This is a genomic window from Micromonospora sp. NPDC048935 (assembly GCF_043197875.1).
Classification (GTDB): domain Bacteria; phylum Actinomycetota; class Actinomycetes; order Mycobacteriales; family Micromonosporaceae; genus Micromonospora.
On the sequence record NZ_JBICTZ010000007.1, the window covers coordinates 17,888 to 42,189 of the forward strand.

At 69.5% G+C, this 24,302-nt stretch carries 22 protein-coding genes and 1 pseudogene; 13 read left to right on the top strand and 10 right to left on the bottom strand.

Going from position 1 to position 24,302, the window contains the following annotated elements:
- Window positions 1-221 precede the first annotated feature (221 nt).
- The 4 genes from ACGFIW_RS19680 to ACGFIW_RS19695 all read left to right on the top strand — a co-directional run bounded on the left by ACGFIW_RS19680 (window position 222) and on the right by ACGFIW_RS19695 (window position 5,024).
- Entirely contained in the window at window positions 222-932 is a 711-nt protein-coding gene (locus ACGFIW_RS19680) for a TnsA-like heteromeric transposase endonuclease subunit (protein WP_393317472.1), read from the top strand.
- An 80-nt stretch (window positions 933-1,012) separates the two neighbouring features.
- Complete coding sequence (locus ACGFIW_RS19685; RefSeq protein ID WP_393317475.1) at window positions 1,013-3,025, top strand: Mu transposase C-terminal domain-containing protein; 2,013 nt, start codon at window positions 1,013-1,015, stop codon at window positions 3,023-3,025.
- Entirely contained in the window at window positions 3,013-4,035 is a 1,023-nt protein-coding gene (locus ACGFIW_RS19690; RefSeq protein ID WP_393317477.1) for a TniB family NTP-binding protein, read from the top strand. The genes ACGFIW_RS19685 and ACGFIW_RS19690 overlap by 13 nt, the downstream gene beginning before the upstream one ends.
- A complete protein-coding gene (locus ACGFIW_RS19695; RefSeq protein ID WP_393317480.1) occupies window positions 4,032-5,024 on the top strand; it encodes a TniQ family protein in 993 nt (330 codons plus the stop codon). The genes ACGFIW_RS19690 and ACGFIW_RS19695 overlap by 4 nt, the downstream gene beginning before the upstream one ends.
- A 920-nt stretch (window positions 5,025-5,944) precedes the next feature.
- Here ACGFIW_RS19695 and ACGFIW_RS19700 read toward each other — a convergent pair.
- From ACGFIW_RS19700 to ACGFIW_RS19715, 4 genes and pseudogenes are all read right to left on the bottom strand, one after another.
- Window positions 5,945-6,913: a helix-turn-helix domain-containing protein gene (locus ACGFIW_RS19700; RefSeq protein ID WP_393317483.1), complete on the bottom strand. Its 969-nt coding sequence runs from the start codon at window positions 6,911-6,913 to the stop codon at window positions 5,945-5,947.
- An 898-nt stretch (window positions 6,914-7,811) separates the two neighbouring features.
- Window positions 7,812-8,417, bottom strand: coding sequence for a short chain dehydrogenase (locus tag ACGFIW_RS19705; protein WP_393317486.1), 606 nt, complete (start codon window positions 8,415-8,417; stop codon window positions 7,812-7,814).
- Window positions 8,414-8,830 (bottom strand): annotated as a pseudogene (locus ACGFIW_RS19710) (hypothetical protein); the annotation flags it as partial. The pseudogene ACGFIW_RS19710 and the gene ACGFIW_RS19705, both read right to left, overlap by 4 nt.
- Before the next feature lie 411 nt (window positions 8,831-9,241).
- The gene (locus ACGFIW_RS19715) at window positions 9,242-10,024 is read right to left on the bottom strand and encodes an alpha/beta fold hydrolase (RefSeq protein WP_393317489.1); all 783 of its coding nucleotides are present in this window, start codon (window positions 10,022-10,024) and stop codon (window positions 9,242-9,244) included.
- A gap of 389 nt (window positions 10,025-10,413) precedes the next feature.
- Between ACGFIW_RS19715 and zwf the strand changes: the two genes are divergently transcribed.
- The 3 genes from zwf to ACGFIW_RS19730 all read left to right on the top strand — a co-directional run bounded on the left by zwf (window position 10,414) and on the right by ACGFIW_RS19730 (window position 13,540).
- Window positions 10,414-11,793: a glucose-6-phosphate dehydrogenase gene (gene zwf / locus ACGFIW_RS19720; protein ID WP_393317492.1), complete on the top strand. Its 1,380-nt coding sequence runs from the start codon at window positions 10,414-10,416 to the stop codon at window positions 11,791-11,793.
- Between the two features lie 212 nt (window positions 11,794-12,005).
- The gene (locus tag ACGFIW_RS19725; RefSeq protein WP_393317495.1) at window positions 12,006-13,418 is read left to right on the top strand and encodes an OFA family MFS transporter; all 1,413 of its coding nucleotides are present in this window, start codon (window positions 12,006-12,008) and stop codon (window positions 13,416-13,418) included.
- Window positions 13,415-13,540, top strand: a complete 126-nt coding sequence (locus ACGFIW_RS19730; protein ID WP_357405466.1) for a hypothetical protein — start codon at window positions 13,415-13,417, stop codon at window positions 13,538-13,540. The genes ACGFIW_RS19725 and ACGFIW_RS19730 overlap by 4 nt, the downstream gene beginning before the upstream one ends.
- A gap of 71 nt (window positions 13,541-13,611) precedes the next feature.
- Here the strand turns inward: ACGFIW_RS19730 and ACGFIW_RS19735 are convergent, their stop codons facing one another.
- A complete protein-coding gene (locus ACGFIW_RS19735; RefSeq protein ID WP_393317499.1) occupies window positions 13,612-14,340 on the bottom strand; it encodes an SDR family NAD(P)-dependent oxidoreductase in 729 nt (242 codons plus the stop codon).
- Window positions 14,341-14,537: 197 nt separating this feature from the next.
- Here ACGFIW_RS19735 and ACGFIW_RS19740 point away from each other — a divergent pair, with 197 nt between their 5' ends.
- Together ACGFIW_RS19740 and ACGFIW_RS19745 are read left to right on the top strand one after the other, a co-directional pair.
- Window positions 14,538-14,999 carry a peroxiredoxin gene (locus ACGFIW_RS19740; protein ID WP_393317502.1) on the top strand — a complete coding sequence of 154 codons (462 nt, stop codon included), beginning with the start codon at window positions 14,538-14,540 and terminating at the stop codon, window positions 14,997-14,999.
- Between the two features lie 83 nt (window positions 15,000-15,082).
- Window positions 15,083-15,766 (top strand): hypothetical protein, encoded by a 684-nt coding sequence (locus ACGFIW_RS19745; protein WP_238669805.1) that lies wholly within the window; start codon window positions 15,083-15,085, stop codon window positions 15,764-15,766.
- Window positions 15,767-15,842: 76 nt separating this feature from the next.
- Here ACGFIW_RS19745 and ACGFIW_RS19750 read toward each other — a convergent pair whose 3' ends face one another.
- Entirely contained in the window at window positions 15,843-16,295 is a 453-nt protein-coding gene (locus ACGFIW_RS19750; protein WP_393317506.1) for a MarR family winged helix-turn-helix transcriptional regulator, read from the bottom strand.
- 96 nt (window positions 16,296-16,391) lie between these two features.
- On the opposite strand from ACGFIW_RS19750, the gene ACGFIW_RS19755 reads away from it, so the two are divergent.
- Window positions 16,392-16,835, top strand: a complete 444-nt coding sequence (locus ACGFIW_RS19755) for a hypothetical protein (protein ID WP_393317509.1) — start codon at window positions 16,392-16,394, stop codon at window positions 16,833-16,835.
- A gap of 367 nt (window positions 16,836-17,202) precedes the next feature.
- On the opposite strand, the gene eis is transcribed toward ACGFIW_RS19755, so the two are convergent.
- The 3 genes from eis to ACGFIW_RS19770 form a co-directional block, all read right to left on the bottom strand.
- Window positions 17,203-18,396 carry an enhanced intracellular survival protein Eis gene (gene eis / locus ACGFIW_RS19760; RefSeq protein ID WP_393317511.1) on the bottom strand — a complete coding sequence of 398 codons (1,194 nt, stop codon included), beginning with the start codon at window positions 18,394-18,396 and terminating at the stop codon, window positions 17,203-17,205.
- Window positions 18,397-18,547: 151 nt separating this feature from the next.
- Window positions 18,548-19,546: a cytochrome d ubiquinol oxidase subunit II gene (cydB, locus tag ACGFIW_RS19765; protein ID WP_393317513.1), complete on the bottom strand. Its 999-nt coding sequence runs from the start codon at window positions 19,544-19,546 to the stop codon at window positions 18,548-18,550.
- Window positions 19,547-19,560: 14 nt separating this feature from the next.
- Window positions 19,561-20,973 carry a cytochrome ubiquinol oxidase subunit I gene (locus ACGFIW_RS19770; protein ID WP_393317515.1) on the bottom strand — a complete coding sequence of 471 codons (1,413 nt, stop codon included), beginning with the start codon at window positions 20,971-20,973 and terminating at the stop codon, window positions 19,561-19,563.
- A 161-nt stretch (window positions 20,974-21,134) separates the two neighbouring features.
- Between ACGFIW_RS19770 and ACGFIW_RS19775 the strand changes: the two genes are divergently transcribed.
- Window positions 21,135-21,902, top strand: coding sequence for a lysophospholipid acyltransferase family protein (locus tag ACGFIW_RS19775; RefSeq protein WP_393317518.1), 768 nt, complete (start codon window positions 21,135-21,137; stop codon window positions 21,900-21,902).
- 106 nt (window positions 21,903-22,008) lie between these two features.
- Here the strand turns inward: ACGFIW_RS19775 and ACGFIW_RS19780 are convergent, their stop codons facing one another.
- Window positions 22,009-22,908, bottom strand: coding sequence for an alpha/beta hydrolase (locus tag ACGFIW_RS19780; protein WP_393317521.1), 900 nt, complete (start codon window positions 22,906-22,908; stop codon window positions 22,009-22,011).
- 56 nt (window positions 22,909-22,964) lie between these two features.
- On the opposite strand from ACGFIW_RS19780, the gene ACGFIW_RS19785 reads away from it, so the two are divergent.
- Both ACGFIW_RS19785 and ACGFIW_RS19790 read left to right on the top strand, forming a co-directional pair.
- Complete coding sequence (locus ACGFIW_RS19785; protein WP_393317524.1) at window positions 22,965-23,441, top strand: MarR family winged helix-turn-helix transcriptional regulator; 477 nt, start codon at window positions 22,965-22,967, stop codon at window positions 23,439-23,441.
- A gap of 78 nt (window positions 23,442-23,519) precedes the next feature.
- The gene (locus tag ACGFIW_RS19790; RefSeq protein WP_393317527.1) at window positions 23,520-24,287 is read left to right on the top strand and encodes a glycerophosphodiester phosphodiesterase; all 768 of its coding nucleotides are present in this window, start codon (window positions 23,520-23,522) and stop codon (window positions 24,285-24,287) included.
- Window positions 24,288-24,302: the final 15 nt, after the last annotated feature.

The window sequence follows — 24,302 nt, forward strand, 5'->3', positions numbered from 1 at the left end:
CTCCTCGACGCTGGGAGGTGGGGCCGTGCACGTTCGACTGATCAACGACGATGACGTCGCCAGACCTCCAGTCGGCCTGGCCGCCGCGCTTCTCCCGGTCGTAGCAGCCTCGTCACGGACGCGCGCTGGGCGGTTTCAATGTCACGGGTCGCCGCGCGGGTCGCGGTGGTACCGGCATGTCACGCTCGCACGCTGCCGCCTTGGGGCAGGGGCGTGTGGCGGTGGGGCAGGTCGACGTCAGCTTTGTCGGCGATGACGGGCAGGACTGCAGGGAGCCGCTGGACCAGTGCTGGATGCGGCCGTTCGAGGTCGCTCGCCCGATACAGGCGACCCGTCCGAAGCGGGGCGCGAAGGGTTTCGCGGGGTTGTGGTGGTTCGCCACGACCGCGGACCACGTCGGCTACAAATCGTGGCTGCAGCGGGATCATGTCATGGCGTGGGACTTCGACCCGACGGTCATGTCGCTGATGTCACGGCCGTTGCGCCTGACGTGGCAGCGCGCCGACAAGACCGTCACCCACACACCGGACTTCTTCGCGCGGCTACGCGACGGTACGGCAGTGGTGATCGAGGTGCGGTCGCAGCGTCGCCGCGGACGCGGCGAGCAGCCGATGATGGAACCGATCGTGTACGCGTGCCAGCAGGTCGGCTGGACGGTGTGGCGCGTCGACGTCATGGACCCGGTGCGGACAGCGAACTTGCGCTGGCTGTCGGGCTATCGGCATCCGCGCTGCCTCGACGCGCGGTGGACGGCCAGCCTGCTACGAGTGTTCGCCGAGGGTGCGGCGCTGATGGACGGCGCGCGTCAGGTCGGGGATCCCATCGCCGTGCTGCCCACGCTGTTTCATCTGCTCTGGCGACAGGTACTGCACACCGACCTGGACGCCGCACCCATCGGCGCGGAATCGCTGGTGCACGGCGGCGACATCTGATGGCAGGGGTGTCGCGACCACGGATGCTGCGCGCTGGTGACGAGATTCGGCTACGAGGCGCGCGGTACACGGTGGCGTCAGTGACGGGCAGCGGAGTGCGGCTAGAAGACGTCACCGGCGCGCAGACAACCCTGCCGCTGGGCGAGGTGCTCACCGGCCGCGATCTGGAATGGGTCTCCACGCCGCGCGGCGTCGCTCCCCTGCCCCCGGCTGGGATGCTCGAGGTCGTGCCCGAGCCAGTCATGGCGCGTGCACGGTGGTGGGAGCGGCACCTGATCGAACTGCTGACCGGCGTGGCGCCGGATGCGGCACACGATTCGACGCCACAGTCTGGCTACGATCCGCGCCGGCATACGCTGCGCCAGCGTGAGCTAGCCAAGCTGACCGAACTGCGGGCGGCGGGCCACTCGGTCAGCTTCACCACGATCAAACGGCTGCGGGCGGCGTACGAAAGGCAAGGCCTGTGGGGATTGGTCGACCAGCGCTATGCGCGGGTGTCTGGCCCCACGGGACGAGTTGACCAGCGGGTTGTCGACGCGACGGCGCAGGCGATCGACGAGGAGACCAACCGCTCTACGGGAACGGTGAAGAGGCTGGCGCGGCGGGTCACGCAGATCCTGGCCACCGAGCACGGCAACGCCGCTCCGGCGCTGCCGTCGACGGCGACGTTCTACCGCCTGGTAGGTCGACTGGCGCAGGGCAGACACACGTTCGGCTCGGCCAAGACCCGCCGGTCGCTGGCAAAGACCCCGAAAGGGCCATTCGGGTCGGTGTCGGCGCTGCGCCCCGGCCAGTGGGTGCACATCGATTCCACACCGATTGATGTACGGGTGGTGTTGGATAACGGTGTGATCGACCGGGCGGAGCTGACGTGGCTGGTGGACTTGGCCACCCGCAGCATTCCGGCGGCGGTGTTGCGGCCCACAACCAAAGCTGCCGATGCGGCGGTGTTGCTGGCGCGGGCGCTGACGCCGGAGCCGATGCGCCCGGGCTGGGTCGACGCGGTACGCATGTCACGGTCGGTGTTGCCGCACCGTCGCCTCACCGCTTTGGACGACCAGCTGACGCACGCCGCCGCCCGGCCGGTGATCGTTCCGGAAACCATCGTCTGCGACAACGGTAAGGCGTACGTGTCGCAGACGTTCCGCACCGCCTGCCGGGCGATGGGCATCAACCTCCAGCCCACCCACCTGGGCTCGCCGTGGGAGAACAGTGCCGTCGAGCGCAGCTTCAACTCCGTGGGCACCCTGTTTGCCCAGTACGTCGCCGGCTACGTCGGGCGCAGCGTCGAGCATCGAGGCAAGAGCGCCGAGAAGAACGCGGTGTGGTCCATTGTTGAGCTGCAGGCACTGCTGGACGAATGGATCGTCACGGTCTGGCAAAACCGGCCGCATGACGGGCTGCGTAACCCGCTGGCCCCGGACACAGCCCTGACGCCGAACGAGCAGTATGCCGCTCTGGTCGAGGTCGCCGGTTACGTGCCGGTCGCGTTGAACGCTGACGACTACGTTGAACTCTTGCCGGTTTCCTGGAACAGGATCGGCCGCGCCGGGATCAAGCTCAACCGACGCACCTACGACGACAACGCGCTCGACGTGTACAACCTGCGCGGCGAACACTCGGGGGTCATCGCGAGAGACGGGCGGTGGGAGGTCCACTTCGACCCGTACGACGTCACCCGCATTTGGGTGCGCAACCACCGAGACGGCGGCTGGATCACCGTCGGCTGGAAGCACCTGCGCACTGCCCCGATGCCGTTCGGCGAGGTGGCCTGGCAGCACGCCCGCAACATCCTGGGGCGCCGCGGCGAAGACACCGCCACCGAGGCGCAGATCGCCGCGGCCGCCGCGCGACTGCTCGACCGGGCCGAACAAGGCCCCGAGCCAAAGGTCACCACGCCACGGGATCGACGCGTCGCCGGACGCACTCGCTCCACGAACACACCCTCTGGCCCGCGCCCGAACCTGCCCGAGCAACAGGACGCGGCGGACGCCGTTCCCGCCGCTCGTGAAGACGACCCTGAACCGCTGGCGGAGGTGATCCCCCTGCCGCTGTTCGACGCCCGCGAGGAGGCCCGCAGGTGGAGTTTCTAAACGACGTCAGCCAACTGGAAGACCGACCGCAACCCACCACGACCGTGGAAGGCTGGGAGCGGTTCGTCGAAGCCGATCCCGCCGACGTTGCCTTGCTACCCAGGGGCGACTGGTCGGCGCTGACTGCGCAGCAACGTCTGATCTATGACGAGGCGCGGATCGCGTATCACGCCGAACTGGTGGTGGTCACCACGTCCGCGATCCGCGAGATCACCAACCAGGGCCGGCTGCTGGCGTTGCTCAACCAACGGGAGAACGGCGCTCGCCGCGGGCTGATCGTCTCCGGTGCGGCGGCGACCGGCAAGAGCACGGCCATCAAGCAGCTTGGCCGGCTGCACGAACTTCGCACTCGAGCCCGGCATCCCGACACCGAGCGCATCCCCGTGGTGTACGTGACAGCACCTCCGAAAGGCTCGCCGCGGAAGCTGGCAATGGAGTTCGCGCGGTTCCTCGGTCTGCCCAGAGTCACGTCTCGTGCCAACGCCACCGACATCGCCGACGCCGTCTGTCGGATCCTGATCGACGTCCGATGCGAAATCGTCATCGTCGATGAGCTTCATAACATCAACATGGCGACCACCGCGGGCGAGGACCACTCCGACCACATGAAGTACCTCACCGAGCACCTGCCCGCGACCTTCATCTACGCCGGCATGGACATCGAACGGTCCGGGATGTTCACCGGCGTACGTGGCCGGCAACTCGCCGGCCGCTGCGTCCTGGTCAACACTGGCCCGTTTCCCCACCACAACGAGTGGAAACAGCTCGTCGCTAGCATGGAAAGTGCGCTGCGACTGCACCACCACAAGCCCGGCACGCTGACCGCGTCGGCGAAGTACCTGCACCAGCGCACCAGGGGCATGATCGGCAGCCTGTCGCACCTTATTCGCGCCGCGGCGATACGTGCGATCCTCGACGGAACCGAGACCATCTCGCGGGACGCGATGGACGCGGTGCGCATCGACCACGCCGCCGAATCCTCCGCCCGCCGCGCGGGTTCGCGACAATGATCCCGGCGACCGCCGGCTGGGGACAGCCGCAGCTGCGGCGGCTGCCCCGACGCATCCCCCCGGTACACGACGAGACGCTCGAGTCGTACATCGGCCGACTCGCGGCGAGAAACTATCTGTCCCGCGCTGACCTCGCGACCCACCTCACGCCGCGGCGCCAGGGCAGCCGCCGCGGCGTCATCGCGTCGGAGTCCCTTGCGGCGGTCACCGGGTTCGCCGAGCCGCGGCTGGCCTACGCCTTGCCGGAGATCCGCCAGCGCGTCCCGTACTGCTACGCGCCGCCGATGATCGGACAGGTCGTCGGCAGCTACCCCAACCGGCGGCATCCGTTATGCCGACGGTGCGCGGGCACCACCGGCCCCGTGACGATCTGGGCACGATGCGACTACAACGTCTGCGTCCGTCACCAACTGTGGGTCGGCAACGGTGTCTCACAATCAGCCGACCAGGTCGACGTGGCCGACATGCCCGAGACTGTCCAGGCGCAGGTGCGACTGCAGCGGCTCATCCGCCGCCGCGGTTACCCCCGCGTGCGCTACTACTTCTCCGACGCCTGCGCGATCGAACACTGGGGCTCGCGCGACCCGTTTGCCTTGACCCCACGCAACGAGCGCATGCGGCGCCTGCACGCCCGCGAGCACGCGGAGTTCCTACCCTTGTCCTACGGCTACGCGGCGCAGTACCCCGAGGTCGTCCCGATCTTGTCCGTGATCTCCTCACCGTATTGGCGTCGCATGGCCACGTCGATCGAGATCGCGGAACGCTTCCGCTTCTACGACGAAATCCTCAAGGAGCGTCCAGCGCACCCCTCCAGCTACAGCCACGGTGGACTCGCCTCATGGATCAACCACGAGCGAAACCCGACTGGCCCCGCTGACCCCGACGGCGAGCGAACTCTGCGCCGGCTGTATCTGGGCACCGCCGGAGTGCTGCAATTGTATGACCCCGCAGCCGATGCACCTCACCGTCCCCTGGGAGCGCAAGCATAACTATCAAGACCAGCATCGCTACCGCACCCGGACCGGACCCTGGACTCTAGAGCTAAGACCAAACTGGCCTCTCCCTACGAGCGGCTCCCTTCGTCATCGAGTGGCTGCTGCTGGTGACGACTTCGCGCATGAGGTAAAGCCCACTGATAAAGTGGTCTCGTAGGACGCCCACGGGCTCCCGCGCCCGCCGAGAGACCCGCTCCCGCGGGTCTCTCGTGCTCTGACGCAATCATGCGCGGACGGGCGTGGACGCAACGCGTAGTCATCAGCACCGAAGGCGGTAGGCCTCGTAGCCGGCGAGGGTGACGTTGCGGCTGCCGGCGGCCGTGCGGGCGTAGGCGGGTGGAGGCAGCCGAACCCCCGGTGGCGTAGTGCGTGATGGGATCGACCCGCCACTGCGAAGCGACTCTCACCAACCTTTCAAACTCATCCCGTCAGAAGCCACATCTCCTCACTGCTCTGGTGCCGCGCGGCGATCTCACTCAATCTCGCCGCCCGGGAGCGCTTCTTCGACGAAATGTCTCTCGGGACCGAGCCGCACCCGGTGGGACACGCCCGCGCCCTGCACTCGTGGGCCGACCATCAGCGACACCCTCCGCTGCCCGACAACCCTGACGGCGAACGGCTCCTGCGACAGCGGTATACCGGCGTAACGGGCTTGATCCCCCGCACGAACTCTCCGCCGGGGCCCGCGCCGCCGACCACGCGCTGCAGTGACCGAACCGGGCGGCCGGGGTCCGCCGGGTGCGAGGCCCGTATCAACGCTCGAATCCAAGGCCCCGACCCGACAGGCGTCTCGAACCCGTCATGGCCGCCAGCGACATGCCATGTCCCCCGCCGCGGCGCCGCCGGATGAGCTGCGGGGCACGCTACCTGACAGCCCAGGTCGCCGGCGGCCTTGCCCGAGGGAGCACAACGTGCTACCAGCCGATGCGCTCGAGCGCCTCCCTCTCCCGTGCCTCCTTCTCCTCATCGGAGAGCCTGGCGTAGTCGAGGGAGGACTGGCACCGCTCCTGCAGGTCGTCACGGTCGAACCAGCGCAGCGGGTGGCGTGGGTCGGAGACGTCGTAAATGCCTTGGCCGTGCATCTCTAGGACGAGGAGGTCGTGGCGCCGATAGTCGTGAGCCTCCTCTGGAGGCAGGAGCGCGCCGAGCATACGATCACGCCAGTCCACGACGAGTTCGTGTCCGTCCTCGTCCTCCCAGTAGCGCGGCGCCAAATGCTCACGGTCGTGCAGACCCGGATACATGTGGAGCACGTCGCCGACGCTGGGTGGATCGGTGTTCATGATGACGATGGAGAGGGCGTACTCGTCGGCGAGGCACACGGCACGGGGAACTCGGCCTTCGCCCAGCAGGCCGCCCACGCGCATGATGCGTTCACCCATCCGAACCAACCAGTGGTTGTTCACCTGGGTGAGCGCCAGCTCGGGAAGGTCGCGCAGGAGATCCACCTCTCTGATGGAGGCCTCTCCTTTGAGGAATGCGGGAAAGCCGCACCCGAGGGCGTGCTCCACCGCGAACCGCTTGCTGTTCATCGGGGCGAAGTCGGAGAACGCGACCGTGCTGTGCAGCGCCATGGCGTCGGCCGCGGTGATTGGGTCACCAGTGAACGACGCATTGAATAACCGCACAAGGTCGTCGCTCTCCTGGTCGACCTCGTCCACCTCGTCGGAGCCCATGAGCCGGTGGAACTCGGCCATTCCGAAGCGCAGCGCTCGGGCGAAGCCTCTGACGTTGTCGGCCTTGAACCCGTCGAGCCCGCTGGCGGCTTCGAGACGGCGCCAAGTGGCGACGGAGACCTCGGCACGTCTTGCGGCTTCCTGTTGAGTGAGCGCGAGCTCGATGCGACGCTGCCGCACCGGGTTGGTGGATCGCTGCGGGAACATGGCAACCTCCTGTGAGCGCCCGCCGAGTACTCATGACAGCTTAGCGCTCAGCGAGCGCTCAACCTAGCGTCGGAGCGTCGGACGCGTTGGGAGCGCCGCGGCGACGGCTTCTTCAGGTCACCCAGATAGATGCCCCGCCTCGGCAGACTCAGGCGGGCGCAGGGGACGATGCCCGTCGGTGTTAAACCGGGCGAGTTGGTCGTGGATGGCGACAGGTCGGTGCCGTACGAGTGCAGGGTCCTCATGGTGGGTCGGCTGCGTGTGAACAAGCAGCCCGTCGTCGACAGCCCGGCCACCGGGGCGCAGCCCGGCGTTGGTTCGAATCCCGTCCGGTAGAGGCCCTCGATGATGATGCTGCTGGCCGGCTCGCTTGCAGCAGTTTCCCGGGGGGTGCTTCCGGTATGGAGGCTGCGCTGCTGGCTCGCATCAATCACGAGTTGGCTCAAGATAATGAGAGGTACGCTTCCGCGCTGATTCTCACTATCGTGAGCCACCGCAGCTCAGGCGCTACGCCGCTGGCTCAGGTCAAGTGAGGCGCGACACCGATGGTGAACACGTCGGGCGCCAGCGCAGTTGAGCTACCGCGTGCCGGATCTCGGCGAGCCTTGGCCCGCCGTTGCAGTGTCACTGCGCGCCGACACGCCGCGCCGTGGTCACCTCGAAGACGACCGCGCTCGAAGACGACCACGCCGGCCGGCCCGGCCGGCTCGGTCAGCCCAGCCGGCTTCCCCTCCTCTCCCCCAGGGCGCGAAGGTGAGGAGCGCTCATCGGGGCGCGGGCTTGGTGCACGAGCCGAAGTGGGTGGTGGTGCATCGCTTTCCGCGAGGCCGACGGGCGGCAGCCCAGCACGCTCAGCCGTGATGATCGTGACGACGACGTGTGAGCGCGAGTCGCGTGGTCATCCGTACGCCCGGATGATGCGGCCGGTGTCGTCACCTTCGACGCAGCGCAGGTAGTGGTCGACGAGTTCGTCCATCGACACCGGACGCATGCCGGGGAAGCGGTCGTCGAAGGCGTCGAGGGAGTCGCTGATCATCGTGGGGCTGACCACGTTGATCCGCATACTCCGCGGTAGCTCGATCGCGGCCGACAGGCCGAAGCTGTGCAGGGCGCCGCTGATGACGCCGCCGCCGGTGACGTGCGGCCATGCCTGGTCGGCGAAGATACCGGAGGTCAGGGTGAAGGAAGCACCGTCGGCGCAGTGGTGCTGGCCGGTGAGAACCAGATCTACCTGCCCGAAGAACTTGGCTCGCATGTTGTCAAGCAGCGCGTCGGATGTCAGCGTCGTGAACTCGTCGAGCGCGCCATGCGCTGCGATGCTCACGACGCTGTCGACCGCCCCGACCTCGCGGTACATGGCCTCGATGGTCGAGTGCGAGGTCAGGTCGACGTGGACGTCACCTGAGGTGCGTCCGGCCACGACGACGTCGTGGCCGGACGATCGCAGCGCGGGCACCAAACGTTGTCCGATGGTGCCCGCGCCGCCGACTACGACGATCTTCATCGTGTTTTCTCCTTCCGGGACAGGGTTCCTGGCGCGATGCGTCGTTCGATGCTCTGTGCCAGCAGGCTGAGCGCGTCGGCGTCAGATGTGCCGGGACGCGCGTAGAACAGGCCGATCTGCTGGTCATCGTCAGGCAGGGTGACCGTCTCGTTCGCCAGAGTCACGCGCCCGACGACAGGATGGTCGAGTTTTCGTAGGTGGTACGCGCACGTTCGGACGGGGCGTCGCACCCACATTCGCACGAATTCCGGGCTGTCGACGGCGAGTTGGCCGACGAGGTGTTCGCGCTCTGGGTCGGCCGGGTGCCGCGCAACCGCCTGATGCAGGGCCGCGACGGTGACCTGTGCCTTGGCGTGCCAGTCGCGATACAAGGCGCGGTGGTGCGGGTCGAGGAACAGCAGCCGATCCTGACCTCGGCGATTTCGGCCAGCTCTCCCCTGCGCAGTCCCGGGACTCGCCGACGAGTAGCGCCGGGCTCGATACCCACAGCGTCTGGCGTCAGGCGTTCGCGTCGGCTACGCGGAAAGCCGCCGAGATCGTTCGCTCCCTTGTTGACCACCGGCCCATCGTCGCGCCGATCGCCGAGTTCTGCCTGCCCCAGACAGGGATACCTTCGCGGACCGCCGTGTGTTGCCTGCTCCTCTCACAGACGGTCCTTCGCGCGAGCGGCCAAGAGCGAGAAGCGGGCCGGGCCGTAACGAATCCGGGATTGGCCGGGCTCCCTGCCGCGCCTCTCCCTCGGCGGTCGTTCCCCCGTTCGGGTGACGCGGGCACCCGGCTCCCTCACCCCCACGACGCGGAACCGCTGCCACCAGGGGCCGGTGTCAGGTGTGCGTGCGGCGCAGCCAGTCCTGGGTGAGTGATCGCAGCGGTGCGGGCTGTTCGTACGGTAGGTAGTGTCCGGCCGCGTCGAGCACGGTGAAGGTGCCGCGGGGGTAGTGGCGCATGGCGCGGAACTGGTCGGCGTAGCCGACGATCCGGTCCTGGCGGCCGGTGAGCACGGTGACCGGGCCGTCGAAGACGACCTCGGCGTTCTCGTCGGGCAGCGCGTAGTCGGGGCCGGACCGCAGTTTCTGCTGGAACGTCGCGTCGCCGGGGCCGCCGGAGTCCAGTGCCGCGAGCACCGTCGCGACGACCGTGGGGGTGCGCTGGCCCAGGGCGGCGTCGAGGTGCTCGTGCAGGGTGGCGGGGGCGGCGTCGAGCCAGCCCGGGGGCGCGGTGAGTGGTGGGTCGTCGGGCAGGTCGCGGCTGTCGCGGGCGATGGTGACTCCGGGGCAGACGAGGAGCAGGCCGCGCACGAGGTCGGGTCGTTGGCGTGCGATGCCGGCGGCCAGGTACGCGCCGTAGGAGCCGCCGGCCAGCAGGACCGGTGCGTCGAGGTGGTGGTCGAGCCACGCGCACACGGTGTCCAGCATCGACTGGGAGGTGGGTGCGCAGTTCGCGGGGGTGTCTCCGTGTCCGGGTAGGTCCAGGTAGATCTCGCGGAGGCCCGCGCCCGCGAGAGCGGGGCTGAAGGCGGTGGCCGTGGCGGCGCGGCTCAGGCTGAACATGGGAAGGCACACCACCGCTGGTCCGGTTTCCGCTGATTGGTGGTAGGCGAGGTTCATGGGAGGAGTCCTCGTGGGAGTGGGTGGCGGTGGTGGGGTGCACCACCGTCTCACACCCTGGTGCTGTGGTGAGTGGGTCTCATCACGTTGTTCGGCGGTGGCGGCGGGCGATTCGATGTCGGTCCGGGGCCGCGTCTGTCGCTTTCCTGAGGCCAGTCGTTGGTCTGTCGGGATGGAGCGTGCGAGTTTCCGCCCTGTGCTGATCGGAATCATTCGATCATGGATTGATCAGGGGTTGCCCGCGTCACTTCTGGGCGGTAAGCCTTCTTCAGGGTAAGCGCCGCCGCTGTCGCCGACCTCACGCGCGCCGCCCGTCGGGGAATTCTCGGGGTGGGTCGCGCCGTTCTGGGTTCGGAAAGATCAGGGCCACATGATCGAATGGAAGTGCCATGCACGTGCGCTCAGATGCGGTAGTGCTGTTCGGCGTCACCGGCGACCTCGTCTCGAAGAAGCTGTTCCCGGCGCTGTACGAGTTGACTCGGCGCGACCGCCTCGACGTTCCGGTGATCGGCGTGGCCCGTTCCCCCTGGGATGACCAGCAGCTCGTCACGACGGCCCGTAAGTCGGTCGCCGAGGCCAACGACGAGATCGACGACGAGACGTTCGACGTGTTGGCGCACCATCTTTCGATGATCTCGGGTGACTACGCGGACCCGGCCACGTACGAGCGGTTGGCCGAGCGTCTGCGGGGCGCCGAGCGGCCGGTCTTCTATCTGGCGATTCCTCCGGCGGTGTTCGGTGCCGTCGTGCGGGGTCTCGCGGCGGCCGGTCTGGCCGATCGGGGTCGGGTCATCGTGGAGAAGCCGTTCGGGCGTGACCTGGAGTCCTCGCGTGAGTTGGATCGCACGCTGCGGGGGGCCTTCGATCCGGATCGGGTGTTCCGCATCGATCACTACCTCGGCAAGGAGGCGGTCGAGGGTCTGTACGCCTTCCGGTTCGCCAACCGGTTGTTCGAGCCGCTGTGGAACAACCAGCACATCGACAACATCCAGGTCACCCTGGCTGAGGGTTTCGGCACGCAGGGCCGCGCCGGTTTCTATGACACGGTGGGTGCCACCCGGGACGTGTTGCAGAACCACATCCTGCAGGTGGTCGCGTTGATCGCGATGGAGGCACCTGACAGCGAGGACGTCGCCGCGTTCCGTGCGGCGGAGGTGGCGGTGTTGCGGCAGATCGCGCCGTTGTCGCCGGAGTCCACGGTGCGGGGTCAGTACGCCGGTTACCGGGACGAGCCGGGCGTCGCGGCGGATTCGAACACGGAGACGTTCGTGGCCACCCGGTTGACCGTCGACTCCCCCCGCTGGGCCGGTGTGCCCTTCTACCTGCGGGCCGGTAAGTCGTTGCCGGGGACGGCGACGGAGGTCGTGGTCGAGTTCAAGCAGCCGCAGCGCTCGCTGATTCCGGCTGAGCGGGGCACGGAGACCGCCGCGAATCTGTTGCGGTTCCGGCTGGGGCGCGGTGACGGGATCACGATGTCGATCCAGGCGAAGAGTCCGGGTGCCGAGGTGGCGAGTCGGCCGGTGGATCTGTCGGTCGACTTCGGGGCGGCTTTCGGTCGTCGCCAGGAGGCGTATGAGCGGTTGCTCGACGACGCGATGGATGGGCAGCATCTGCGCTTCGCGCGTGCGGAGACGATCGAGCAGGAGTGGCGCATCGTGGAGCCGATCCTGGATCTGCCGGCGCCGGTGCAGTCGTACGACAGGGGCAGTTGGGGTCCGGCGGACGCCGACGCGTTGGCTGGTGGCTGGCACACGCCGGACGTGCGGTAGCGGGTTTGCGGCCTGGTCTGGTGGGCGCGTGGTGTGCTCGGCTCGGGTTGCCGGCGTCTCGGGGTGTTCGGGTCGGGCGGAGTCGGTCGCGCGCTGACTGACCGCTCAGCTCAGCGGAGGGACCGTCCGGCGCTGGTGAGGTTTGCCGTGTGCGTGTGCTGTGGGCACGTTGTGCGCGACGTCTCTCGTCCTCGTCGGAGAGGAAGCAGCGCATGCTTTCCGCACTCGATCGTCGGCACACCGTCGCGCCGCCCGGCTACAGCCGGTGGCTCATTCCCCCGGCGGCGTTGGCCATCCACCTCTGTATCGGTCAGGTCTATGCGACAAGCGTCTACAAGAACTCGCTGATCGCCCACTTCGACACCAGTCAGACCGCGATCGGGGTGATCTTCAGCATCGCGATCGTGATGCTGGGGTTGTCCGCGGCGGTCGCCGGGACCTGGGTGGAGGCGAACGGGCCGCGTAAGGCGATGTTCGTCTCGGCCTGTTTCTGGGCGGCGGGCTTCCTGGTGGGTTCGCTGGGTATCGCGACGAGGCAGTTGTGGTTGCTGTATCTGGGCTACGGGTTGCTCGGTGGCATCGGTCTGGGCATCGGTTACATCTCCCCCGTCTCCACGTTGATCAAGTGGTTCCCGGATCGGCCGGGTCTGGCCACCGGCTTGGCGATCATGGGGTTCGGTGGTGGGGCGATGGTCGCCTCTCCCCTGTCGCGGCGACTGTTGTCGTTCTTCGACGCCGGCTACGACCCGGCGAACGCGGGCTCGACGGCGTCGGGCAGTGCCCTGGTGTGGTTGTTCGTGACGCTCGGCCTGGGCTACTTCGTGATCATGATGTTCGGGGTGGCGAACGTGCGGGTGCCCGCCGAGGGCTGGCGCCCGGCCGGTTTCGACCCGGCGAGTGTGGCGGCGAAACCGCTTGTCACCACCGCGAACGTGTCGGCGGCGAACGCGGTGAGGACGCGCTCGTTCTGGCTGCTGTGGGTGGTGCTGTTCTGCAACGTGACCGCGGGCATCGGCATCCTGGAGCAGGCCAGCCCGATGATCCAGGACTTCTTCCGGGACAACGGCACGTCGGCGGTGTCGGTGGCGGCGGCCGGCGGGTTCGTGGGGCTGCTGTCGCTGTTCAACATGGCCGGCCGGTTCGTGTGGTCGTCGACGTCGGACGTCATCGGCCGCAAGCCGATCTACCTGGTGTACCTGGGGGTCGGCATGGTGTTGTATGCGCTGCTGGCCCTGGTCGGGCAGAGCGCGACGGCGTTGTTCGTGCTGTTGGCGTGCGTGATCCTGTCGTTCTACGGCGGTGGGTTCGCCACGGTTCCGGCGTACCTGCGGGATCTGTTCGGCACGTTCCAGGTGGGTGCGATCCACGGCCGGCTGTTGACCGCCTGGTCGGCGGCGGGGATCGCGGGTCCGCTGATCGTCAACGGGTTCCTCGACGCGCAGGGTGAGCCGGGTTCGTTGACGGCGGCGGCGTACCGGCCGGCGCTGTTCACGATGGTGGGTGTCCTCGCGGTGGGGTTCGTGGCGAACCTGCTGGTGCGGCCGGTGCCGCAGCGCTATCACGAACCGTCGTCGGAGCGCGGCGTGGATGAGGACAAGACGGCGCAGAGGAGTGGCACGCGATGAGCGACGACAGCCGATCGGGGCAGCAGGCCCGGTTGTGGATCTCCTGGTTGGTGGTGGCGGTGCTGCTCGGCTACGGGGTGGTGCAGACGGTCATCACGGCGGCGAAGCTGTTCACGCACTGAACCCGGCTCCGGCGGTCTCCGACCGCGTCTGCGCTCCGGCGGTCTGGTGGCCACTGCCCGCGCACCTGTGGTCAGAGACCGCCGGAGACCCGCAGGACCGTGCCGGTGGTGTACGAGGCGTCCGGGCCGAGCAGCCAGGCGATGGCGGCGGCGATCTCGTCGGGTTCACCGGCGCGGCCCAGCGGGATGCGACCGGCGGCGGTGTCGGCGCGGTCGGGTACGCCGGAGTCGGCGTGGATGTCGGTGCGCACGATGCCCGGTGCGACGGCGTTGACCCGGATGCCCCTGGGGGCGAGTTCCTTGGCGAGGCCGACGGTGAGGGTGTCGGTGGCGGCCTTCACGGCGGCGTAGTGCACGTACTCCCCCGGGCTGCCGAGGGTCGCTGCGGCCGAGGAGACGTTGACGATCGCGCCGCCGTCGGTGAGTCGGCGGGCGGCCTGTTGGGCGCAGAGGACGTAGCCGACGAGGTTGACGTCGACGACCTGGCGCAGGTCGTCGACGCGTAGCTCGGTGAAGGGCCCGATGGGGCTGGTGACGCCGGCGTTGTTGACCAGGCCGGTGAGGGGGCCGAGCTGGGTGGCGGCGTCGAACAGGCCGGTGACCTGGTCGGGGTCGGTGGTGTCGGCGCGTACCGCGATGGCCTGTGCTCCGGCGGCGCGCAGGTCGGCCAGGACGGTCGCGGCGGCGGTGTCGTCGCGGCGGTAGCACAGGGCGATGTGGTGACCGGCCTGGGCGAGGCGGCGGGCGGTGGCCGCGCCGATGCCACGGCCGCCGCCGGTGATGACGGTGACGGGTGCCATGGTGTCTCCCGAGCTTCTGGCGGCTGCGCGACGGTCGCGTCGACGCTACCGTGACCGGCGCGGCCGGGTCGTCGAGAGGAGGGTCACACGCGGCGGGCGTTGGTGCTCGGTGGTGACGGGGTGGCCTGGGAGTGGGGGTGCTTCGGGCGTGATCGCTTACGCTCACCGCGCGTTCGATCGGACAACGGAGGTGCGCGGTGGCGGGTGTGGGTGTCGGCGATGTGGTGCGGGATTTCGAGTTGCCCGATGAGACGGGCACACCGCGGCGGCTGTCGGATTTCCTGGCGACCGGGCCGGTGGTGTTGTTCTTCTACCCGGCGGCGATGACGCGCGGGTGCACGGCGGAGAGCTGCCACTTCCGCGACCTCGCGGCGGAGTTCACGGCGCTGGGCGCGTCGCGGGTGGGCATCAGTCGGGACCCGGTGGCCAAGCAGGCGCAGTTCTCCCAGCTACACGGTTTCGACTATCCGTTGCTGTCGGATGTCGACGGCACGGTGGCGCAGCAGTTCGGGGTGAAGCGGCGGGTGCCGTTGGGGCCGTTGAGCATGAAGCGCATGACGTTCGTCATCGGCACGGACCGGCGGATCATCGAGGTGATCCACAGCGAGGTCAGCATGAACGACCACGCGGACCGGGCGCTGCGGGCGCTGGGCGGCTGAGCGGGCGCGAGCCCCGTGCGGGGCGTGTCGCAGTCGGCTGGTATCAAGACAGCAATCAAACAGGTGTACGGAAGAGGGTTGTGATGGATGCCGGCCAGGGTTTGTCCACTAGCGAGGTGCAGAGCATCCGGGAGTCGTTGGCGGCCGGGCGTAAACCGCGGGTGGTGTTCACCGCTGCGGCGGGGCAGATCGCCGGTCAGGTCGGTCAGGTGATCGAGTTGACCGACCCGGAGGTGTCCGACGAGTTCGTGGTGGTGCGCTTCGGCCGCGACGAGTTGCCGTTCTCCCCCGCCGACCTGGCCGTGGCGCCCAAGGGCGTCACTCGTCGGGTGGTGGAGCCGAAGCCGGAGCCCGAGCCCGAGCCGCCAGCGGTGGCCGCGCCGGAGTTCGTGTTGGACACGCCGCGGGTGCCCGCGCAGCGACAGGAGGAGCCGAAGGTGGAGCAGACGGAGAAGCCGCCGGCGCGGCGGGCGGTCAAGGCCGTCAAGCCGAAGGGCCCGGCGGGGCTGACGGTGACGTTGGCGTACGCCGACGGGGAGTGGACCGTCGCCGCGCAGCAGGGCAGCAAGGCTCTCGCGAAGCCGTACGTGGTGAAGCCGGCGGAGGCGTTGAAGATGGTGGCCCTTGTCGACGTGCCGGGGGTGCAGGAGGCGGTGGAGCAGATCCTCGGCACCGAGCGGGCCGAGGCGGAGCAGCAGGCCGAGAAGCTGCGCGCCGAGCTGGCCGAGATCGAGGCGCGGTTGGCGGAGTTGCGCGAGGCACGCTGAGCGCTGCGCACGTAGGGTTTTCGCTGGTCGCGGCGGTCTGCCCGGGTTGGGTGGGTCCGCCGTGGCGGTGTTGGCGTCAGTGGTCGCCGTGGTGCTCGAGCAGGCGGGTGAGCAGGCGGGTCAGCTGGTCGCGTTCGGCGCTCGACAGGGGTGCGAGCAGGTCGTCCTGCACGCGGGCGACGGTGTCGGCCATCCGGTGGGCTTCGGCGGCGCCGGCCTCGGTGAGGCTGATGACGTTGCGGCGACGGTCGGCCGGGTCGGGGGCGCGTACCACGAGTCCCCGACCGGTCAGGTCGTTGACGGCGGCCACGACGTCGCTGCGGTCGATGGCGCAGCGACGTCCCAGGTCGGCTTGGCTCGCGGGTCCGCTCTCGGCCAGTGCGGCGAGCAGCCGGTAGTGGTAGCCGCGCAGGCCGTGCGCGGCGAAGCCGGCGCTGATGAGTCGTCCGGCGTGGGTGGCGGCCTGGTTGAGCAGCCAACTCGGGGTGGTCCGCAGCCCGGCGGGTGACTGCGGGGCGGTGGCGTTCATGGCGGCAGCCTAACAGTAATCGTTGGCGCGACCCACGAACCATGTTACGTTGGCTCCACCAACGTTGGTAAGGCCAACGTTTTTGAAGGAGGCATCGTGTCCACTCTCAACGGTCAGGTCATCGGTCAGGCCCACTTCGCCACCCGTGCCCTGCTCGAACGCGCCGTCGCGCCCCTCGGCGTCGACTTCGGCCAGGTCCTCGCGCTCAACGCCCTCGCCGCCGGACCCGTCGCCCGCACGCGTCTCGTGCAGCGCATCACCAGCACCCGCAAGGTCGACGAGTCGGCCGTGCACGAGATGATCGCCGGCCTCGTCGCCGCCAACCTGGCGCGGCTCGACGACACCGCCGAGCCGCAGGTAGGGCTCACCGACGCCGGCCACGCCACCCAGGCCCACATCGCCGACGCCGTCGGGGGCATCACCGCCCGGCTGTACGGAGACATCCCGCCCGCCGATGCCGACGCTGCCGCCCGCGTCCTCACGCTCATCACCGAGCGGGCCAACGACGAACTGGCGGGCCCCGTAGCCCCGACCACGTAGCCAGGTGGCGTAGCCGACCAGGTCGCCGAGGGTGAGCCCGTCGCCGGGCAGGGCACCGTGTTGGCGGAGCTGCGCGAGGCCCACTGAGGCGGGTCCGGGCCGGCTGCGGTGTGCCGGCAGGCGGCCGCCCCCGGTGGGTTGGGGCCGGCCGCCTGGATGCCTACTGGTGCGGGCGCTGCCCGAGCTGCGCCACCACGGCCCGTTGCAGCACCGCGGTGGTGCCCAGCACCGTCCCGGCCGGCCCGTCGGTGGTGTCCGCCACGAGTCTCCGGCCCGGATCCGGGCCCGCATCTCGGCTGTCACACCGGTATCTGTCCGCTGCCGCCGTTGAGTTCCCACTTCGGAGGCGGCAACCATCGGCAGCCGGTCAGAAGTAGTCGAGCAACTGCGCCGGGCCTCCGGCGCCCAGCAGGTCGAGCGCGGCCGGGTCGACGGCCGGGCTGTGGTGCAGCAACCCGGCCTGCGCCACCGCGCGGGCCTGCGCCGCCCCGGCGTACAGCAGGGCGAAACCGCGGACGTCCAGTCGCAGGTCGGCCTCGCCACTGACCCGGGTCAGCTCGGCAGTGCCGTCGGTGACTGTCAATCGCCAGGTGCCGGTGTTCCAGTCGGCGAGCGCGTCGGTGAGGCCGAAGTCGACGACGCCCCGGGCGTGGGTGGGCCAACCCCGTGCCGCCACCGCCCGGGCGACGTCGACCGGTCGGTGCATCCACAGGTCTCGTTCGTGGTCGCGAGCGGATTCCAGCGGCAGGTGCGGGCTGACGGCGTCGCCGTCGAGCGGGCACAGCCGCAGTGTCGGTGCGACGCTGGCCCAACTGCCCAGCACCCCGACGAGTTCCCGAGCGGCGTCGGGGGTGACGGCCAGGGCCTCGTCGACGGTGAGCACCGAGTCGGCGCCGTAGCCGCGGCCGCGCTGCCAGGTGGCGTAGCCGACCAGCTCACCGTCGGCCTGGACGAGGGTCAGACCGTCACCGGGTAGGCCCCGGTCGGCGGCGAAGAAGTCGAACAGCTCCCCCCGGCGGGTCAGCATGCCGTTGCGGTGTCGGGCGACCCGCTCGTAGAGGTCGGCGACGGCGGGCAGGTCGGCCGTGGTGCCGGCCCGCACCGACAGGTCCGGGGAGGGCCGGTGCCGAGGCAGCGCGGCGGTGGCCACATTCACGGTACGCAGCACACCGGTGGTCTCCCACCCACACGCCCGGTACGGGGCGGCGATGGTCGGGTAGAGGGCGCTGACCGCTGCCCCCCGCTCGCGGGCCCCGCGCAGCAGCCCGGTGAGCAGGGCACGGCCCGCGCCCCGGCCCCGGGCCTCGGGGGCGACCGCCACCCCGGCGACGTCGGCGGCCGGCACCGCCCGGCCCGACCACCACTGGTCGTGGTGCAGGTCGACGGCCTTGCCGACGAGCCGACCGCTGTCGTCGAACGCACCGTAGCGGGTCATGCCGGGCACCACGACGGTGGTGCTGGCGGGACGCTGCGTGTCGGAGCCGAACGCGAACCGACCCAACTCCCAGGCGGCGTCGAGGTCGTCGGTGCCGAGTTCACGAACGTGCAAGGGATCGCGCATCGGCAAACCCTAACGGGAGGGGCACGCCCCAACAGCTGATTTACCCCGGCATAATCAACACCCCGCGATCTTGCGGTTCCTGTCGCGGCATAACGGGGCATTCCACGCGTAACGGCGACCGAAACTGCAAGATCGGCGCGCGGATCGCGGCTCAGTGCTGCGGGATGTTGGCGACGCCGATGCGCTTGCGGAACACCCAGTACGTCCACCCCTGGTAGGCGAGCACCACCGGCGTGAAGATCACCGCGACCCAGGTCATGATCTTCAGGGTGTACGGGGTGGAGGCGGCGTTGGTGGCCGTGAGCGTGCCGGCCGCGTCCAGGGTGGAGGGCAGCACGTTCGGGAACAGCGCCGCGAACAGGGTCGCCACGGCCAGGCCGATCGCCACGGCGGTGCCGGTGAACGCCCAGCCCTCCCGGCGTACCCGGGCGGCGGCCAGACCACCGAGCAGGGCGAGGGCCGCGCCGACGGCGAGCACGACGGCGGCCGCGCTGGAGCGGATGCTCAACGTCCAGGTGAGGAAAGCGACCGCTAGCACGGCGGCGCCCACACCCAGGCGCACCGCGAGGGCTCCCGCGCGCTCGCGGATGTCGCCGGTGGTCTTCAGGGCGAGGAACACCGCACCGTGGGTGGCGAACAGCGCGAGGGTGGTCGCGCCGCCCAGCAGGGCGTACGGGTTGAGCAGGTCCAGCAGGCCGCCGACGTACTCGTGGTCGGCGTCCAGTGGCACACCGCGCAGGATGTTGGCGAAGGCGACACCCCACAGGACCGCCGGCACCACCGACCCGACCACGATCGCCGTGTCCCAGCGCCGCTTCCAGGACGCCTCGGGGCGCTTGTGCCGGTATTCGAAGGCGACGCCCCGGGCGATCAGGGCCAGCAGGATCAGCAGCAGCGGCAGGTAGAAGCCGGAGAACAAGGTGGCGTACCACTCGGGGAAGGCGGCGAACATGGCGCCACCGGCGGTGATCAGCCACACCTCGTTGCCGTCCCAGACCGGGCCGATGGTGTTGATCAGAACGCGGCGTTCCCGGTCGTCGCGGCCCAGGACGGGCAGCAGCATGCCGACGCCGAAGTCGAAGCCCTCCAGGATGAAGTACCCGGTGAAGAGCACGGCGACGAGGAGAAACCAGATGGTGGTGAGGTCCACGATGGGCTCCGGGATCAGTAGGCGAAGGCGAGCGGACGCTCGGCGTCGTCGGTGTCGTCGGTGGGGGGTTGCTCGTTGACGTCCGGCACGCCGGCCTTGGCGTAGCGCAGCAGCAGCTTGACCTCGATCACGGCGAGGGTGGCGTAGATCAGCGTGAAGGCGGTGAACGAGGTGAGCACCTCGGCCAGCGAGACGCTGCGCGACACCCCGTTGCGGGTGAGCATCTCGCCGAAGACGATCCACGGCTGGCGGCCCATCTCGGTGAAGATCCAGCCGAAGGAGTTGGCCAGCAACGGCAGCACCGGCATGGCCAGCCCGGCGCGCAGCAGCCACCTGCTGCTGGGGGTGCGGCCCCTGCGCTGGCTCCACAGGACCAGCAGGGCGATGGCGCCGGCGGCCATCCCGAACGCGATCATGAAGCGGAAGCTCCAGTAGGTGACCGGGATGATCGGGGTGTAGCTGCCCGCGCCGTACTGGGTGGCGTACTGGGCCTGGAGGTCGTTGATGCCGTGCACGGTGCCGTGGGGGTCGCCGGTGCCCAGGTACGACAGCAGGTACGGGATCTTGAGGGCGAACACCTCGCGGCTGCCGTCGAGGCTGCCGATGGTGAGCACGGAGAACGAGGCGGGGCTCTCGGTGGTGTAGAGGCCCTCGGCGGCGGCCATCTTCATCGGCTGCACGTCGGTCATGATCTTGCCTTGGATGTCGCCGGTGAACAGCACGGCGGCGGAGGCGACCAGGACCACCCAGGAGCCGAATTTCGTGGCGAAGCGGTACGCGTCGGTGTCGGCGGAGTCGCGGTTGCGGATCAGGTGCCACAGGCCGACGGAGACGACCAGCGACCCGGCGACCAGGAACGAGCCGGCCAGGGTGTGCGGGAAGGTGATCAGGGCGACCTTGTTGGTCAGCACGGCCGGGAAGTCGGTCAGCTCGGCGCGCCCGCTGTCCGGGTTGATGCGAAAGCCCACCGGGTTCTGCATGAACGAGTTCGCGGCGAGGATGAAGTACGCGGACAGGTTCGTGCCGATCGCGGCGGCCCAGATGCTGGCCAGGTGCGCCCGCTTGGGCAGCCGGTCCCACCCGAAGATCCACAGGCCGATGAACGTGGATTCGAGGAAGAACGCGACGAGCGCCTCGATGGCCAGGGGCGCGCCGAAGATGTCGCCGACGAAGCGGGAGTAGTCGCTCCAGTTCATGCCGAACTGGAACTCCTGCACGATGCCGGTGACCACGCCCATCGCGAAGTTGATCAGGAACAGCTTGCCGTAGAACTTGGTGAGCTTCAGGTAGCGCTCGTTGCCGGTGCGGTGCCACATGGTCTGCAGGATGGCCACCAGCACGGACAGGCCGATGGTCAGCGGCACGAAGAGAAAGTGGTAGACGGTGGTGACACCGAACTGCCAGCGGGCAACGTCCAACGCGTCCACCTGAATCCCCCAACCATCCGTACTACGAGACGTAGTAAATACTACTGCTCGTCGTAGAGGATTGGGCAGGGCCGGGCGGCCCGAACACACCCGGGACCAATGACCCTGATCACCCGACCCGCCCTCGCGGCCCCGCCGCCGCGTGCGACGATGGCGCGCTGATGAACACCTCCACCTGGCAGCCGCCGCTGATCTGGCGCGCCGCCCTCCTGCTGACGCGCGGCCTGGTCGGCCTGCTGGCCCGCCTCGAGGTCACCGGCGACGTCCCGGCGCACCTGCGCCGCGGCCCACTGGTGCTGACCGCCAACCACATCAGCCCGTTCGATCCCCTCGTCATGGCCGCCGCCTGCCAGACCCGCGGCATCGCCCCCCGGATCATGGCGACCGCCGGGCTGTTCCGCGTGCCGGTGTTCGGTGCCGCCATGCGCCACGCCGGGCACATCCGCGTCGACCGGGGCACCAGCGCCGTACACCGGGCACTCGACGATGCCGCCGTCGCCGTCGCCCGGGGGTCGGTGATCCTCATCTACCCCGAGGGGCGCATCGGCCTGGACCCCGGCATGTGGCCCGAACGCGGCAAGACCGGTGCCGCCCGACTCGCCCTGACCTGCGGCGCGCCGGTCGTGCCGATCGCCCAGTGGGGCGCCCACGAGGTGCTGCCCTACCGGGCGCCGCGCGGAATGCTGCGCGGCATCGCCCGCGCACTGTGGCGCCGCCCGGTGATCCGGGTGCACTTCGGCGCGCCCGTCGACCTGGGCGAGACGAACACCGCCACCCCCGGCGCCGCCCGCCGGGCCACCGACCGGATCATCGACGCGCTCACCGACGCCCTCGCCCCGCTGCGCCCCGACGAACCGGACGGGCCCCGGCACGTCGACCCCGGCCGCCCGAGCGACCTCAGCCGCGCCCACCGCCGCCACTCGGGCTGAGGCCGGTGCCAAACAGGTGATCAACTCCGCTTTCTGGAAACCTGGGCATACCCGCGCCCCGGACACCCCGCCTTGCAGGAAACCGAGTCGATCGCCGTACGCGCGCTCAGGGGGTCTGTAGTCGCTGCGTGATGAACAGGGCGGCGCGGTCCAGGGCATGGTCGGCCTCGTCGAGTTGGCCGATGAAGGACTGGAAGACGTGCGGAACGCCGGCGGTGATGTCGAGGATGACGTCGACCTCGGCGTCGCGGGCGCGTTTCGCCAGCCGGACCGAGTCGTCGAGCAGTAGTTCGTTCGTGCCGACCTGCAGCAGGATCGGCGGGAAGCCGGTCAGGTCGGCGAGTACGGCGGGCGCGGCGAGTTCCTGGTGCGGGTCCTGGTCGCCGAGGTGGAACCCCGCCGTGTAGGCCATGCCCTGCTGCGTGAAGAACGGGTCGACGCCCTCCTTGGTGTGCATCGACTCGCCCGTACGGGTGTGGTCCAGGCCGGGCGAGAACGCGACCAGCGCGCCCGGCAGAGGTAGCCCGGCGTTTCGGGCGGCGAGGGTGGTGGTCACCGTGAGGCCACCACCGGCGGAATCGCCCGCGAACGCGACCGACTCGGCGGCGACGCCGCTGTCGAGCAGGGACCGATACGCCGCGAGGCAGTCCTCGATCGCAGCCGGGAAGGGGTTCTCCGGGGCCAGCCGGTAGTCGAGGGAGAAGGCCCGCATTCCTGTCCGCGTGACCAGACTCGCGGTCAGGCCCATCGCGGTCCGCGGAGATCCGAGCGCGAACGAGCCGCCGTGAAAGTACAGGATGGTGCCCGGGCGGGTCTGGCCTTCCGGTTCGACCAGTACTGCCGGACGGCCACCCAGGGTCAGCTCCGAGGTCCGCACCGGAGGAACCGGGAACGGCGCCATGAGCGCGGCGAAGCTCTCCCGCATCGTCTCGACCGGCTCGGGCACGAAGCCCTCGGGCCCGCCGCCCAGCATGGCGCCGATGGCCGCGCGCTGTTCTCTGCTCATGTCCGACGCCTCCCACAGGCGATAAAGTAGCTGCCGTGGAAGCTAATATACCTGCCATGGCATCTTTTTCCGGTGCCAGGTCCGTCACTCTGGCTCAGGTCTTCAGTGACCTGGTTCGCTGCGAGACGCGGCTCTACAACGCCCTGAACGAGACGTTGCGCCGCAAACACGGCATCGTGGCTTCGCAGTTCGAGTTTCTGGTCTACCTACGTGACCATCCTGGTTCCCGGGTCGCCGATCTCGCCGAGTTTTTCGCGATCGGGGTCGGGGCGACCAGCAAGGGCGTGGGCCGGCTAGAAGCCCGGGCCTGGGTTCGGCGCGTGCCGAACCCGGCCGACGGCCGGTCACTGCTTCTGGAATTGACCCCGCAGGGCGCGGAACTCGTCGATGCCGCCGAAGGCACCTTCCAGGAACACCTGGCCACACACATCGGTCGGTCGATCGCCCCGGCCCAGGTCGCGGAACTCGGCCAAACGCTGGCACGGCTGCGCGCCACCCTGGAGCACGGCGGTGTCGGCACGCCCGTCGGCTGAAGAGCCTGGTCCGCGCGAGCGGACGACAGACGCCGGCCGGCCACCCGCCGGCCACCAACCGGGGGCATACTGCGTCGCGTGTTGACCCGATTCGGCTACCTGGACGCGCCCGCGCCGCTGGCGTTCGCCCACCGTGGCGGTGCCGCCGACGGCGACGAGAACACCACCGAGGCGTTCGCCCGCGCCATCGGCCTGGGCTACCGGTACGTGGAGACCGACGTGCACGCCACCGCGGACGGCGTGGCGGTGATCTTCCACGACCCGACGTTGCGTCGGGTCACCGGCGAGGCGGGACGCATCGCCGAGCTGAACTGGGCCGACCTCGCCTCGGTACGCGTCGGCGGGGCGGCCGTCGTACCCCGGCTCGACGAGGTGCTGGGCGCCTGGCCGCAGGTCCGCTTCAACGTCGACGTGAAGGCCGACGGCGGCGTCGAGGCGGCGGTCGCGACGGTGACCCGGGCCGGCGCCGCCGACCGGGTGTTGCTCGCGTCGTTCAGCGACGCAAGGCTGACCCGGCTGCGCGCGCTCACACAGGGGCGGGTCGCCACCAGCCTCGGCATGCGCGGGGTCGCCCGGCTGCGGCTCGCGTCCCTGCACGGGCGGCCACTGCGGTTGCCGCCGTCGGTGGTCGCCGCGCAGGTGCCACCGCGCTACGGGCGGGTGCCGGTGGTGGACCGCCGGTTCCTCGACTACTGCCACCGGCTCGGCCTTCAGGTGCACGTCTGGACGATCGACGAACCCGCCCAGATGCACGAGTTACTGGATCTCGGTGTGGATGGCATCATGACCGATCACGTCGGCGTGCTGCGCGACGTCTACCGCAGCCGCGGCCACTGGGCCGCCTGATCCGTCGAAGGAACC